Consider the following 15,152-nt stretch of genomic DNA (forward strand, 5'->3'; position numbering starts at 1 on the left):
TCTATGAAGCTCGCCGTGGTCGGCGGAGGATCGACCTACACACCCGAACTCATCGACGGGTTCGCGCGTCTGCGGGACACGCTGCCGATCGAGGAGCTCGTGCTCGTCGACCCGGCCGCGGACCGCCTCGAACTGGTCGGCGGCCTCGCCCGCCGCATCTTCGTCAAGCAGGGGCACCCGGGCGTTATACGTACAACGTCCGACGTGGACGCCGGTGTCGCGGACGCCGACGCCGTGCTGCTCCAGCTCCGCGTCGGCGGGCAGGCGGCGCGCCTCCAGGACGAGACGTGGCCGCTCGACTGCGGCTGCGTCGGGCAGGAGACGACCGGCGCGGGCGGCCTCGCGAAGGCGCTGCGCACGGTCCCGGTCGTCCTCGACATCGCCGAACGGGTCCGCCGCGCCAACCCGGACGCCTGGATCATCGACTTCACCAACCCGGTGGGCATCGTGACGCGCGCGCTGCTCCAGGCGGGCCACAAGGCCGTCGGCCTGTGCAACGTCGCGATCGGCTTCCAGCGGAAGTTCGCGCGCCTCCTCGAGGTCGAGCCGTCCCAGGTGCACCTGGACCACGTCGGCCTCAACCACCTGACGTGGGAACTGGGCGTGCGCCTCGGTGGCCCCGACGGCGAGAACCTGCTGCCGCGCCTGATCGCCGAGCAGGGCGACGCCATCGCCGAGGACCTGCACATGCCGCGCACGGTCGTCGACCGCCTCGGCGTCGTCCCGTCCTACTACCTGCGCTACTACTACCAGCACGACGCCGTCGTACGAGAGCTGCGCACGAAGCCGTCCCGTGCCGCGCAAGTGGCGGAGATGGAGCGCGAGTTGCTGAAGATGTACGGCGACCCGACGCTCGACGAGAAGCCGGAGCTGCTCGCCAAGCGCGGCGGCGCCTTCTACAGCGAGGCGGCGGTCGACCTGGCCGCCTCCTTGTTGGGCGGCGGAGGCTCCCCGCACCAGGTGGTGAACACGTACAACAACGGCACGCTCCCCTTCCTCCCCGACGACGCCGTCATCGAGGTGCAGGCGTCGGTCGACGCCAAGGGCGCGAAGCCGCTGCCCGTACCGGCACTCAACCCCCTGTACGCAGGCCTGATCGCGAACGTCACGGCGTACGAGGACCTCGCCCTGGAGGCGGCCCTGAAGGGCGGCCGCGACCGCGTCTTCAACGCACTGCTCGCGCACCCGCTGATCGGCCAGATCGAGTACGCCGAGCAGCTCACGGACGAACTGATCGCACACAACCGGGAGCACCTCGCGTGGGCATGACCGTCCTTGCCATCGACGCGGGGAACAGCAAGACCGACGTCGCGGTGGTCGCGGCCGACGGCACTGTCGTCGGCGCGGCCCGCGGCGGCGGGTTCCAGCCCCACCGGACGAACGCGGAACCCGCCGTGGACGTCCTGGCGGAAGCGGTCGGCCGGGCGTTCGCGCAGGCGGGCGTGGGCGCGGTCGACCATGTGTCGGCGTGCCTGGCCAACGCGGACCTGCCCGTGGAGGAACGGGAGTTGGCGCGCGCCCTGACCGCGCGCCGCTGGGGATCGCGGGTCGACGTCCGCAACGACACCTTCGCCGTGCTGCGCGCCGGGCTCCTGGAGGACGCCGAGCCGCGCGGCGTCGCCGTCGTGTGCGGGGCGGGCGTCAACTGCGCGGGGATGCTGCCCGACGGCCGCACGGCCCGGTTCCCCGCGATCGGCCGGCTCTCCGGTGACTGGGGCGGCGGGGGCGGCCTCGCGGAGGAGGCCATCTGGTTCGCCGCACGCGCGGAGGACGGCCGCGGCGACCCCACGGCGCTGATGCACGCCCTGCCCGCCCACTTCTCCCTCCCCTCCATGTACGCCCTGATCGAGGCGCTGCACCTGGGCCACATCCCCGCGGTCCGCCGCCACGAGCTCACCCCGGTCCTCTTCGCCACGGCGGCGGACGGCGACCCGGTGGCCCGAGCCCTGGTCGAGCGGATGGCCGACGAGGTGGTGGCGATGGCAACGGTCGCCCTGCGCCGCCTCGACCTCCTCGAAGAGGAGGTCCCGGTACTCCTCGGCGGCAGCGTCCTGGCCGCCCGCCACCCCCAACTCAACGACCGTGTCAGCACCTTGCTCTCCGAGCGGGCCCCACGGGCAACCTCCCGGGTGGTGGCAGAACCTCCGGTCCTGGGGGCAGCCCTGTTGGGCCTGGACGCGGTGGGCGCACCCCCGGAGTCCCACGCGCGTACGCGCGCCGAGTACGCAAACCCAGCCCCCCACTCAAGCCCCGCCGGCGATTGAGGCGCGGGGTCCGGGGCAGCGCCCCGCGACCGCAACAACGCCGCCGCGAACACAAACGGGGAACCGAACCCCCCTCCCCCACGTGTTCCAGAACGGAGCGCTTCCGCACAAGATCCAGGGAATGGCTGTGCGGATGTCAGTCGCCCAAGCGATACTTGCGACCGACGTACGACCATGGGGGAGGGTCGAAGTGACATACCCGTCGAACGGAAGCGTGGCGCCGCCGGAGCGCCCCGCCACACCGCCGACGCCGGGCGTGCCACCGCAGGCGCAACGCGGCGGCGGCCCGCCCGGCGCACCCGCGCCCACGCCCCGGCGGCGCACCGCCTGGGCGGAGGGCGTGGACCGGCTGAAGGCGGGGGCCACGACCGAGCCGGGCCGGCTCCGCATCATCGGCGCCGTACTCGCGCTGCTCGTCGTGGCGTTCGGCGCGACGACGGCCTGGCAGATGACGGACCGCTCGGCCGCCGCCGACGACGTGCTGCACTCCAGCCAGCCGCTGAGCGCCGACGCCGCCGACATCTACCGCTCGCTCGCCGACGCCAACACGGCGGCGTCCAGCGGGTTCCTCGCGGGGGGCGAGGAACCCGCGGATACGCGCGACCGGTACGAGCGCGACATCAGGAACGCCGCGGACAAGCTGGTGACGGCGGCGACCAGCACCGACCCCGGCACCCGCTCGGCGGGGACGATCGCGGAGCTGAACAAGCTGCTGCCGCAGTACAAGGGCCTCATCGAGCGGGCCCGGGCCAACAACCGGCAGGGCTTCCCGCTGGGCGGCGCCTATCTGCGGTACGCGAACGAGAAGATGCAGACCGAGATGCTCCCGGCCGCCGAGGATCTCTACAAGACGGAGAACCAGCGGCTGCGGGACGACTACGACTCGGCGACGCCCTACCCGTGGATCGCGATCGCCCTCGGCGTGCTCGCCCTCGCCGGCCTCGCGTGGGCGCAGCGCCGCAACTACCGCCGTACGAACCGGGTGTTCAACCAGGGGCTGCTCGCCGCCACCGCGGCGTCCACCGTGGTGCTGCTGTGGCTCGTCGTCGGTCACACCGTCGCCCGCAGCGGGCTGAGTTCGTCGTACGACCATGGCGTACGGTCCTTGAACGTGTTGCACGACGCGAGCATCGCCTCTCTGAAGGCGCGGGGCAGCGAGAACCTGACGCTGGTCAGCCGCGGCGCCGAGACGGTGTCGGTGAAGGGCAAGACCAAGGACAAGTACGACGTCGACTTCCAGCAGGAGATGACCGCGCTCGCCGGCAAGCTGAACGCCGCGTACGCGCTCGCCGACGGCGAGGGCGACACCGCGGGCCGGGCGCCCGTGACCAAGGCGAACGCCAGCATGAAGGAGTGGCGAAAGCGCCACCAGGACGCGCGCGAGCAGGACGACTCCGGCAACTACCAGGGCGCGCTCGACAAGATCATCGGTTCGAAGAAGGACAAGCCGACAGGTGAATGCTTCGATCTGGTGGACAAGAATCTGGACACGGCCCTCGTTCACGAGCAGCGTCAGTTCAGCGCCGACGCGGGCAACGGTCTCGACGCGATGACCGGACTGCCCGCCGGGGCTGCGCTGTTGGCGGTGCTCGCCGCGGGTGGCGCGGTGTTCGGCATCGGGCGCAGGCTTTCGGAGTACAGGTGAGAGGGGGTGCGGCGATGAACGAGCTAGGGACGGCGCGAAGGGTGACTCTGCGCGGCTGGGGCGGCGTGGCCGCCATGGCGGTGGCCTGCGCCCTGACGGCGGTGTTCGCGCTGCTGCTCCCGCTGACCCAGCAACAGCGCCCCTCGCACGACGGCACGACGAGCTATGCCTCCGGTGGCGTCGCCGACGGCAGGCAGGCCAAGGCGGACGACTGCGACGCCTCGGTGAAGGGCAAGGAGCCGGAGCGCAGCCTCTCCCCCTCGGGCAGCGAGAGCGGCAGCGCCGTGCAGGCCGTCAAGGACCGCGGCTACCTCTCGGTCGGCGTCGACCAGAACAGCTACCGCTGGGGCTACCGCGACCCCAACAGCACCGCGAAGACAAGCGAGTTGGAGGGCTTCGACATCGATCTCGCGCACGAGATCGCGGGCGACATCCTCGGCGACCGGGACGCGATCCGCTTCCGCGCCATCCCCACGAACGAGCGCATCCCGGCGATCCAGCACGGCGACGTCGACATGGTGGTGCGCACGATGACCATCAGCTGCGACCGCCTCAAGGACGTCGCGTTCTCCACCGCGTACTTCCAGACCGGCCAGCAGGTGCTCGCCCCGAAGACCTCGGACATCAAGGGGTACGGGGCCTCGCTCGCCGGCAAGCGGATCTGCACGGCGACCGGTTCGACGGCCGCGTCGTCGCTGGAGGACGGCAAGAAGAAGCCGGTGGACGAGGGCGGTCTGCCGCAGAGCACGGACATCTCCACGACCGTGCCGAACCAGCTGGACTGCCTGGTGCGGCTGCAACTCGGCGAGGTCGACGCGGTGGTCACCGACGGCGCGCTCGCCGCGAGCCAGGCCGCGCAGGACCCGACGGTGCAGGTCAAGGGCGAGCCCTACACCAAGGAGTTCTACGGCGTCGCCATGAAGAAGGGCGCGGACGACCTGGTGCGCCGGGTCAACCAGGTGCTGGTGGACTACCGCAAGTCGGACGGCTGGCAGAAGTCGTACGACCACTGGCTGAAGCCGGCGCTCGGCTCCTCCTCGGGGCCGCCCGCACCGAAGTACAAGTAGGCAGGACACGTAACACACGCAGTACGGCAGGGACTTGACGAGAACTCGGGAAAGCGAGAGGTGATCGATGGGCGTCGCGGGACCCGCCGGCCCAGTGATGGACCGGGACGAGGTGGACCGTGCCCTGGCCCGGCTCGGCGCGGAGCACGAAGCGATCGAGTCGTCCCTGCTCGCCCTCCAGGACCACGCGGGGCGCAGACTCCTGGAGGGCGCCCGGCTGACCGGGACGACGCAGGAGCGCTGGGCCTCGGCCGACCTGGAGATCACGCTGCTGTGGGCGTACTTCGACGCGTACGCGGGCGCGCTGCGCACGGCGCGGGAGATCCGCTCGCGGCGCCGGCTGCCCAACCGCGGCGACCTGACGGAGCTGACGGAGCTGCTGCGCGGCGAGTCCGTCACCATCGCGGCGGGCCCGGGTGCGGGCGGCGCCTCGCCCTCGATCACCGGGCCCGCGAAGCTGTCCGAGCAGTTCACCCTCGCGGCGCTCGTCGACCGGATGAACGCGCTGTACGCGTCGTCCCTCGACATGGTGGTGGCCGCCGACGCCGTGTGGTCTGCGCTGCCCGCCCGTATCGACATGCTCGCCGCCGAGCTGGCCCGCACCCGGCAGCTCGCGCACTCCGTAGGAGTGCGTCCCGGTGAGCATCCGGCGGGCGACGACCTGGAGCGGATCACCGGCTCGCTGACCCGGATGCGCGAGGAAGTGGTCTCCGACCCGCTCACGTACTGGCAGCAGGCGGCGGGGAGTTCGGCGCCCGGCGGCGGCCGCCCCGACACCACGGCGTACGACCGGGAGGCCCGCGCCCTGGAGGACGTGCGCCGGGAGATCGAGGCCGTGCTCGGCGTCCGGCAGGACGCGGAGGTGCGGCTCGGCCGGCTGCGGGACGTGCTGTCGCGCGCGGACCGCACGCTCGCCGAGGCGCGGTCGGCGCGCATCGAGGTGCTCGCGAAGATAGCCGGGTCCGACGTGCCCGCGGTGTCGGGTCCGCCGACGGTGCTGCAGGAGCAGTTGGCGACGGCGGCCGAGTACCGCAGGCGCGCCCAGTGGAACCGGCTCTCGCCGCTCCTGGAGTCGCTGGAGTCGAAGGCGGAGGACGAACTGCTGCGCGCGCGTGAGTCGTTGACGGCGGTGACGGCCCCGCTGGCGGTCCGCGCGGAGCTGCGCGGGCGGCTCGACGCGTACAAGGCGAAGGTGGCGAGGCTCGGTTTCGCCGAGGATCCGTTCCTGGTGGAGCGGTACGACGCGGCGCGGCGCATGCTGTGGAGCGCGCCCTGCAATCTGCGCGCCGCGGAGGCGGCGGTGCTGCGATATCAACGGGCGGCGGCGGACGCGCTGTCCGCGCCCGCCGACAGATCGGCCAGGGGGGAGTCGTGAGCGTGGCGCCACAGAAGTGCGGCAGAGCGGGTTGCACGGGCACGTACGAGGACATGGGCGGGGAGCTGTACTGCAACACGTGCGGCCTGAAACCGCAGCCGGCCGGTGCGTCCGGTGGCACCTACGGGGGCAGCGCCCCCACCCACCGGCCCGCCGCCCGGCCGCAGGTCGCCCCCGTGGGTGCTCCGGCCGCGGCGTCCTCCTGTCAGCGGCCCGGCTGTACCGGTTCCTACGAGGACATGGGCGGCGGCGAGCTGTACTGCGGCACGTGCGGGCTGGCCCCGGTCGTGTCGCCGAGCGGAATGGTGGCGTCGCCGCCGACCGGGATCGCCGGTGGCGGGCAGCGCGGCTCGCAGAACTCCTCCAGTTCGCGGGCATCGGCCAGGACGTCGGCGCGCTCCTCGCAGTCCCGCCGGTCCGTGTCGGGCCGGCTCTCCCGCTCCCTGTCCGGAAGTTCGACCTCGCGCTCGGTGTCGGTGCGCAGCTCCGGTGCGTCGGCGGGTACGTCGGCCCGTTCCCGGCTCGGCGTCGGCCTGGTCAACGTGCCGGACGTGCCGCGGCCCGACCCGCGCGCGATGGTGCAGGAGCACCCCGAGGTCCCCGAGCGGAAGCGGTTCTGCTCGCGCTCCGACTGCGGCGCCCCGGTGGGCCGTTCACGGGGCGAGCGCCCTGGCCGCACGGAAGGCTTCTGCACCAAGTGCGGCCACCCGTACTCCTTCGTGCCGAAGCTGGCCACGGGCGACGTCGTGCACGGTCAGTACGAGGTCGTGGGCTGTCTGGCGCACGGCGGGCTCGGCTGGGTCTACCTCGCCGTCGACCGCGCCGTCTCCGACCGCTGGGTCGTCCTCAAGGGCCTGCTAGACACGGGCGACCAGGACGCGATGGCCGCCGCGATCTCGGAGCGCCGCTTCCTCGCGGAGATCGAGCACTCCAACATCGTCCGCATCTACAACTTCGTCGAGCACCTCGACCAGCGCACCGGCTCCCTGGACGGCTACATCGTCATGGAGTACGTGGGCGGCAAGTCCCTCAAGGAGATCGCCAACGAGCGGCGCACCCCCGAGGGCAGGCGGGACCCGCTGCCGGTCGAGCAGGCGTGCGCGTACGGCATCGAGGCCCTTGAGGCGCTCGGTCATCTGCACAGCCGCAACCTCCTCTACTGCGACTTCAAGGTCGACAACGCGATCCAGACCGAGGACCAGCTCAAGCTCATCGACATGGGCGCGGTCCGCAGGATGGACGACGACGAGAGCGCGATCTACGGGACCGTCGGCTTCCAGGCGCCCGAAGTCGCCGAGTTGGGGCCCTCCATCGCCTCGGACCTCTACACCGTGGCCCGTACGCTCGCCCTCCTCACCTTCGACTTCCAGGGCTACACGAACGTGTTCGTGGACTCGCTGCCCGACCCCGACAACATCGAGGTGTTCCGCACCTACGAGTCGTTCTACCGGCTCCTCGTGCGCGCCACGGACCCGGACCCGGCCCGCCGCTTCGCCTCCGCGCAGGAGATGGCGGAGCAGCTGACGGGCGTCCTGCGCGAGGTCGTCGCGCTCCAGACGAACCGGCCGCGGCCCGCCCTCTCCACGCTGTTCGGGCCCGAAGTGAAGGTCACGGACACCGAGTTGTTCGGCCTGCTCGCGGGCGAGGTGTCAGCGCTAGGGGCGCGCGAGACGCCCGTACGCGTACGGAACGGCCGGGGTCCGCGGAAAGCCGCGGCCGCGCTGCCACCGCCGCCCGTCGCGCCCGCCCTGCCGCCGTCGTCCGCCGAGATCGTCAAGCCGCTTCAGGCGCAGGGCACCGCGCTCGCGCTCCCGGTGCCGCGCGTCGACCCGGGCGATCCGAACGCCGGTTTCCTCGCGGGCCTCATCGCCTCGGCCCCCGCCGAGCTGATCGCGGCCCTGCACGCGGCGCCCGCCGACTCCCTCGAACTGCGCCTGCGCGAGCTGCGGGCCCGCCTCGAAATGGGCGGCGTCTCCTCCCGGGGGACAACCCCCGGGCCCCCGGCCGGACAAGCCGGTCGACCGGGCGAAGCGGCAGGTGAGGACGGAGCGGGTCGACGAGAACTGGACGCCGCGCTCAGCGGTCTGGCCGCCCTTGAGGCCGACCACCCCGACGACTGGCGGGTGGTCTGGTACCGGGGCGTCGCGGCGCTCGCGATCGGCGACCACACGAACGCGGCGCTGTCCTTCGACGCCATATACGACGCGTTCCCGGGCGAGCCCGCGCCGAAGCTGGCGCTCGGCGTGTGCGCGGAGGTGCTCGGCCAGCTCGACAACGCGGCGGAGTACTACCGCCTGGTGTGGTCGACGGATCCGAGTTACGTGAGCGCGGCGTTCGGCCTCGCGCGCGTGCAGCTCGCCGCGGGCGACCGGGTCGGCGCCGTGCGCACCCTGGAGTCGGTGCCCGAGTCGTCGATCCACTACACGGCGGCGCGGGTCGCCGCGGTGCGCTCGCGGCTGCGGGGCAGGACGGCGCAGGGGGCGAACGGCGACCCGTTGCTGCACGACCTGACAGCCGCGGCGGGACAGGTCGAGGCGCTCGACGGGTTCGGTCTCGACGCGGTGCGCCGCGAGCAGTTGTCCACCGAAGTGCTCGGCACGGCCCTGGACTGGGTACTCTCCGGTAGGCAGGGTTCCGGTCCGCCACAGGACCCCGTGCGCACGGTGGTGCTCGGCAGCGATCTGGACGAGCGCGGCCTCCGCCTCGGTCTTGAACGCTCGTACCGGACTCTGGCCAGGCTCGCTCAGCGCGGCGAGGAGAGGATCGAACTGGTGGAGCGGGCCAACCGCTACCGCCCCCGGACGTGGGTGTGAGGATGTCGCAGACGCACAAGGCGGCCGCTATGTCAGTGTGTCCCAGCTGCGAGGAGCCTCTCGAAGAGGCCGATCGCTTCTGCGGGGCATGCGGATACGACCTGTCGGCGCAGCCGCGCGCCGAGGAGCAGCCGCGCGCCGAGGAGCCGGGCGCTTCCGACGCCTCCGTGGAGTGGCCCGCCGCCCCCGACCTGGACAGTTCGGACCCGCCCGCCCCGGTCCACCTGCCGACCGACCTGGAGGGCACGGACTCCGGCGGCTCCGAACTGCCCACCGACGTACGCTTCGACGGTCCACCGTCCGATGAGGAGTTCAGGATCGCCGCGCCCGACCCCCGCACCGCGACGCCCGAGCAACTGGGGTCCGCCACTTCCCCAAGCTCTCGAACAAACTCGAGCAGGGGATACCCCATTCCCGCCGGCACCAAGCTGTGCGTGGCCTGCCGCGCCGGGCACGTCGACCCGGACGGCTACTGCGAGAACTGCGGCCACGCCCAACCCCGCGAACGCGACCACATGGAGCAGGAGTTGGACGCGGTCGCCGCGGTCAGCGACCGGGGCCTGCGGCACCACAGGAACGAGGACTTCTTCACGATCTCCTCCGCCGCGCTGCCCGACGGCTCCGCGGCCGTCGTCGCCGTGGTCTGCGACGGCGTGTCGTCGGCGACCCGGCCCGACGACGCCTCGCTCGCCGCGTCCCGCGCCGCCACCGAGGCGCTGCACGAGGCGCTGCCGCGCGGCACCCACCCGCAGCAGGCCATGCACGAGTCGATCGTCGCTGCCGCCGAGGCGGTCAACGCCCTCGCGGACGAGCCCGAGACGGCCCGCGAGCACAAGCCGCACCAGAACGCTCCGGCGTGCACCTTCGTCGCCTCCGTCGTCACCAAGGAGCTGCTCATCGTCGGCTGGATCGGCGATTCCCGCGCCTACTGGGTGCCCGACGACCGCGAGGCGCCCGCCGCCCGGCTCACCGAGGACGACTCGTGGGCCGCGCAGATGGTCGCGGCGGGCCTGATGAGCGAGGCGGAGGCGTACGCGGACGAGCGGGCGCACGCGATCACGGGCTGGCTCGGCGCGGACGCGTACGAACTGGAGCCGCACACCGCGTCGTTCAAGCCGGACCGCCCCGGAGTGGTCGTGGTCTGCTCCGACGGACTGTGGAACTACGCGGAGTCCGCCGACGAGATGGCCCGCCTGCTGCCCGCGGACGCGGCGGACAACCCGCTGCGCAGCGCCCAGGTCCTGGTCGGCCACGCCCTCGACGGCGGGGGCCACGACAACGTAACAGTGGCGGTGCTGCCGTTCCCTGTGCCGCAGTCGGGGGCAGGATCGGCGTAGGGCCTGTCGTTTGGGTCAGGCCGGATCAGGGAGCGGGGCCTGGTGCGTGCGATCGCAAGGCGGAGGAGGGAGGCGACGCGAATGGGGCCTCCCCTGCTCGAGCGAAGCCGAGAGCTTGGGGAAGTCGTCGACCGACGACAACGCCGCGAGCGTGCGTGCCAGGCCCCGCGAGCCCGGCCTGACCCAAACGACAGGCCCTAGGCCGGGAAGCGCACAAATGGTCTTGTTCAGGGGGGACATGTCACCATGGCAAATTTCTCGAAATCGCACGTTCCGCAATTCGCCGTCGAGGTCTACCAGAACGAATATCTGCCGGAGGGCGGCCGTGACGTCAACGCGATCGTCACGGTGACCTCGACCGGGGGCGGCACCGTGGGCGGCGCGGTCAGCGCGCCGCACCTGTTCAGCGTCGCGGGCGAGGGCACGGACGCCGCGGTGGTGCTGATGGTGGACTGCTCCGGCTCGATGGACTACCCGCCCACCAAGATGCGCGGCGCGCGCGAGGCCTCGGCCGCCGCGATCGACGCGCTGCGCGACGGTGTGCACTTCGCGGTGATCGCCGGCACCCATGTGGCCAAGGAGATCTACCCGGGCGAGGGCCGGCTCGCCGTCGCGGACCGGACCACGCGCGGGCAGGCCAAGCAGGCGCTGCGCAAGCTGTCCGCGAGCGGCGGCACCGCGATCGGCACCTGGCTGCGGCTGGCCGACCGGCTCCTGGCCTCGGCGGACGTGTCGATCCGGCACGGCATCCTGCTCACCGACGGCCGCAACGAGCACGAGTCGCCGGAGGATCTGCGCGCCACGCTGGAGGCGGGCGCGGGCCGCTTCACCTGCGACGCCCGCGGCGTCGGCACGGACTGGGAGGTGAAGGAGGTCACAGGCATCGCCTCCGCCCTCCTCGGCACCGCCGACATCGTCGCCGACCCGGCCCATCTCGCCGAGGACTTCACGCAGATGATGGAGACGGCGATGGGCAAGGAGATCGCGGACGTCGCTCTACGCCTGTGGACACCGCTCGGCTCGGAGATCACGTTCGTGAAGCAAGTCGCCCCGCGCGTCGAGGAGTTGACGGAGCGTCGCACCGAGGCGGGCCCGCGGGCCGGCGACTACCCCACCGGCTCCTGGGGCGACGAGTCCCGCGACTACCACGTGTGCGTGCGGGTCCCGGACGCCGATCTCGGCCAGGAGATGCTCGCCGCCCGCGTCTCCCTGGTGATCCCGCAGCCGGACGGCTCGGCACAGGCCGTTCCGCTGGGCGCACAGGGTCTCGTACGGGCGGTGTGGACGGACGACATGGCAGCCTCTACGTCGATCAACCCGCAGGTCGCCCACTACACGGGTCAGGAAGAACTCGCACAAGCCATCCAGCAGGGACTTGACGCACGAAAGTCGGGCGATTCGGACGGGGCGACCGCGAAGTTGGGCCGCGCGGTGCAGCTCGCGGCCCTCTCCGGGAACGCGGATACGGCCAAGCTGCTTTCGAAGGTGGTGGACGTTGTGGACGCCACGGAAGGTACTGTTCGATTGAAGGCGAAGGTCGCGGAGGCCGACGAGATGACTCTCGAAACCCGGTCGACCAAGACAGTTCGCGTCAAGAAGTAACCTCCCACGTACAAAATATCCACCCACGCACTACGGCAAGCCCTGCTTGCACATGAAGGAGAGGGGGAAGCGCCGACATGCCGACCTGCCCGAACGGACACCAGTCGGGTTCCGAAGACTGGTGCGAGGTCTGCGGTCACCGCATGGCCGGTGCCGTGCCCCCGCCCCCTCCGCCGCCTCCGGCCGCCGGTTACGGCTACCCGCAGCCGGCCGCGCCGCAGGCGCCGCAAGGTGGGGCGGGTACGCCCGAACTGTGCCCGCAGTGCCGTACGCCGCGTGAGGGCGGCGCGCCGTTCTGCGAGGAGTGCCGCTGGAACTTCCTCACGAACACGGCGACGTCGTACACGCCCGCGGCCCCGAACCCGCCGATGCCCACGTCGGGCGGCCAGGGCGGCCCCGCCGCACCCGGCTTCCCGCAGCCCCACGAGCCGCAGGGCCCGAACCCGGCGCTGCAGTTCCAGCAGCAGCCTCCGCCGCCCGGCCCGGACTCGTACGAGTACCAGGGCTCGCGGCCCTCGCAGATCAACCGGCCCGCGGAGCCGATCCCGCCGTCCCCGTTCGGCAACGAGCCGTCGTTCGGGAACGAGCCGTCGGGTCAGGCCCCGCCGCCTCCCCCGCCGTCCTTCGACGGCCCGAGCCCGTACGAGACCGGTGGCGGTGCCCCGCAGGGCTTCCAGCAGCAGGCTCCGGCGCCCGCGCCGGCTCCGCCCACGCACCCGGGCCCGTACGGCCAGCCGGGTCCGCACGGCCAACCCGGCCCGCCGCAGCCCGTGCAGCCGGGGCCCATGCAGCCCCCGCCGCCCAACCCTTCCTTCGGCGGTCCTGGTGGTCCTGGTGGCCCCGGTGGCGCGAACGGGGACGACTGGATGCTGCCGCCTCCGTCGTCGGACCCGTCGGCGCCCGCGGGTCCCTCCACGACCCCGCCGCCGTTCCAGCAGCAGCAGCCGCCGCAGCAGCAGCAGTACGCCCCGATGTCGTGGTCGGCGACGATCGGTCCGGACCGCGACTACTTCATGGCGATGATGCAGCGCAGCGGCCCCGAGGCCTCGGGGCTCAACCTGCCCGCGTACTCGCCTGAGCAGCAGCGCCCGCTCACCGGGAACCAGCTGTCGATCGGCCGACGCCGGCACTCCACCGGGGAGTCCCCCGACATCGACCTGTCGGTGCCGCCGGAGGACCCGGGCGTCTCGCACCAGCACGCGGTGCTCGTGCAGCAGCCGGACGGTACGTGGGCGGTCGTCGACCAGAACTCGACGAACGGCACGACCGTCAACAACGGCGACGAGCCGATCCAGCCGTTCGTCCCCGTACCGCTGCAGGACGGCGACCGGGTGCACGTCGGAGCGTGGACGACGATCACGATCCGGCGCGGCTGAGCACACGCAGTCGTAGGACGTTGCCGGGCACCTGCACCTAGAGGGTGGTGCCCGGCAACTCCCATGTGTGGGGCCCCTCCGGATCGTCCAGCCAGGCCCGCTGGCGCCCGCCGCGCACGGTCACCCCGAACCGCTCGCGCTCGGGCCTGCCCTCCCGCTCCCACAGCGCGAGCGCGTCGTACGGGTCCAGGCGGCCCGACGTCAACGTCAGCAGGAACCGGAACAACTCCTCGCGCAGCACGGGGTGCGGCAAGCCACCGGCCCGGGGCTCGGGCGCCCGCTCCGGGCCGCCGCGCAGCGCCATGAAGTACGCGGAAGTATGCAGAAACCGCCCCTCCGCATACCGCCCTTCCACCTCCCCCTCCCTCACATCGAGGGCCACGAGCCCGGTCGACAGGGGCGCGAGGATCCGCGCACCGGCCGCACACTGCCCGAGCCAGCCCGTCGGCACCGAACGCAACGCGCACGTCGCCACGATCCGGTCGTACGGCGCCCGCTCCGGGCAGCCGCGCGTCCCGTCACCGGTGACGACGCCCGTCCGGTACCCGGCGGCGGCGAGATGAGACCTGGCGGACTCGGCGATCTCCGGATCGAGGTCGACGGACGTGACGTTCCCCGCACCGACCCGGTGCGCGAGCAGCGCCGCGTTGTACCCGGTCCCCGCACCGATCTCCAGAACCCGGTCCCCGTCCCGTACCCGCAGCTCCGCGAGCATCCGCGCCATCAGGGACGGCTGGCTGCTGGAGGAGACCAGCACGCCGTCGCGCAGCCGGGTGGCCAGCGGCTCGTCGGCGTAGGCGCCGCGCAGCCAGCGCTCGCGCCGCTCCGGGTCGGGGTGTTCGCCCCACAGCCGCTCGTAGCCTCCCGGGGCACCCACGAAGTAGTACGGCACGAACAGATGCCGCGGCACCTCCGCGAACGCCTCCCGCCAGGCGGGGTCGGCGTCCCAGGCACCACTGTGATCGATCTCGCGCACGAGCCGGGCCCGCGCCCGTACGGCGAGCTGCTCGAGGTCCCGGGTGTGCTCTGCGCCCATATGTCCACTGTCCTGCCCGAACCGGAAAACGGCGACCCCCGTTCCGCGGTCGGAGGGGACCTAGGTCCCCGGTCCCCGGCCGGTGTGTCTGAGACCATGGACGGGTGACTGAGATCCCGCGCGACACGCTTCAGGAGCAGACGTTCTACGAGCAGGTGGGTGGCGAGGAGACGTTCCGCCGCCTCGTGCACCGCTTCTACGAGGGCGTCGCACAGGACCCGCTGCTGCGTCCCATGTACCCGGAGGAGGACCTGGGCCCCGCCGAGGAGCGCCTCGCGCTGTTCCTCATGCAGTACTGGGGCGGCCCCCGCACCTACAGCGACAACCGCGGCCACCCGCGCCTGCGCATGCGCCACGCCCCGTTCCAGGTCGACCGCGCGGCCCACGACGCGTGGCTGAAGCACATGCAGGCGGCAGTAGAGGACCTCAACCTCTCCGAGGAACACGAACGCACCCTGTGGAACTACCTGACATACGCGGCAGCTTCAATGGTCAACACAGCGGGCTGACACGCTCCAGCCATTCAATCCCCTGCGGACGGGTGAGCAGCATCTTTCAAGCCCCTGCGGACGGGTGAGCTTTTCAAGCCCCTGCGGACGAGTGAGCCACTTCAAGCCCCTGCGGCGATTGAGCAGGC

General features: G+C 72.2%; 11 protein-coding genes. 10 read left to right on the forward strand and 1 reads right to left on the reverse strand.

All coding sequences use genetic code 11. The features are described from left to right. Positions 1-3: 3 nt before the first annotated feature. The 9 genes from ABT004_RS22485 to ABT004_RS22525 all read left to right on the forward strand — a co-directional run bounded on the left by ABT004_RS22485 (position 4) and on the right by ABT004_RS22525 (position 13,479). Positions 4-1,269, forward strand: coding sequence for a 6-phospho-beta-glucosidase (locus tag ABT004_RS22485; RefSeq protein WP_351339694.1), 1,266 nt, complete (start codon positions 4-6; stop codon positions 1,267-1,269). Beyond that, positions 1,266-2,264: an N-acetylglucosamine kinase gene (locus ABT004_RS22490; RefSeq protein ID WP_351339697.1), complete on the forward strand. Its 999-nt coding sequence runs from the start codon at positions 1,266-1,268 to the stop codon at positions 2,262-2,264. Before ABT004_RS22485 ends, ABT004_RS22490 begins: the two co-directional genes overlap by 4 nt. 190 nt (positions 2,265-2,454) lie before the next feature. Continuing rightward, positions 2,455-3,909 (forward strand): GlnX family signal transduction membrane protein, encoded by a 1,455-nt coding sequence (locus ABT004_RS22495; protein WP_351339700.1) that lies wholly within the window; start codon positions 2,455-2,457, stop codon positions 3,907-3,909. A 14-nt stretch (positions 3,910-3,923) separates the two neighbouring features. Then, positions 3,924-4,976 (forward strand): glutamate ABC transporter substrate-binding protein, encoded by a 1,053-nt coding sequence (locus tag ABT004_RS22500; RefSeq protein ID WP_351339703.1) that lies wholly within the window; start codon positions 3,924-3,926, stop codon positions 4,974-4,976. Positions 4,977-5,043: 67 nt separating this feature from the next. Beyond that, a complete protein-coding gene (locus ABT004_RS22505; protein WP_351339705.1) occupies positions 5,044-6,351 on the forward strand; it encodes a hypothetical protein in 1,308 nt (435 codons plus the stop codon). A 239-nt stretch (positions 6,352-6,590) separates the two neighbouring features. Further along, a complete protein-coding gene (locus ABT004_RS22510; protein ID WP_351339729.1) occupies positions 6,591-9,164 on the forward strand; it encodes a serine/threonine-protein kinase in 2,574 nt (857 codons plus the stop codon). Positions 9,165-9,193: 29 nt separating this feature from the next. Further along, the gene (locus ABT004_RS22515; protein WP_351339708.1) at positions 9,194-10,501 is read left to right on the forward strand and encodes a protein phosphatase 2C domain-containing protein; all 1,308 of its coding nucleotides are present in this window, start codon (positions 9,194-9,196) and stop codon (positions 10,499-10,501) included. Between the two features lie 246 nt (positions 10,502-10,747). Further along, entirely contained in the window at positions 10,748-12,103 is a 1,356-nt protein-coding gene (locus ABT004_RS22520) for a vWA domain-containing protein (RefSeq protein WP_351339711.1), read from the forward strand. 77 nt (positions 12,104-12,180) lie between these two features. After that, a complete protein-coding gene (locus tag ABT004_RS22525; RefSeq protein ID WP_351339714.1) occupies positions 12,181-13,479 on the forward strand; it encodes an FHA domain-containing protein in 1,299 nt (432 codons plus the stop codon). A gap of 37 nt (positions 13,480-13,516) precedes the next feature. On the opposite strand, the gene ABT004_RS22530 is transcribed toward ABT004_RS22525, so the two are convergent. Continuing rightward, entirely contained in the window at positions 13,517-14,515 is a 999-nt protein-coding gene (locus ABT004_RS22530) for a methyltransferase domain-containing protein (RefSeq protein ID WP_351339717.1), read from the reverse strand. A 104-nt stretch (positions 14,516-14,619) separates the two neighbouring features. On the opposite strand from ABT004_RS22530, the gene ABT004_RS22535 reads away from it, so the two are divergent. Further along, complete coding sequence (locus ABT004_RS22535; RefSeq protein ID WP_351339720.1) at positions 14,620-15,024, forward strand: globin; 405 nt, start codon at positions 14,620-14,622, stop codon at positions 15,022-15,024. Positions 15,025-15,152: the final 128 nt, after the last annotated feature.

It is taken from the genome of Streptomyces sp. NPDC002790, from assembly GCF_040295505.1.
Taxonomy (GTDB): domain Bacteria; phylum Actinomycetota; class Actinomycetes; order Streptomycetales; family Streptomycetaceae; genus Streptomyces.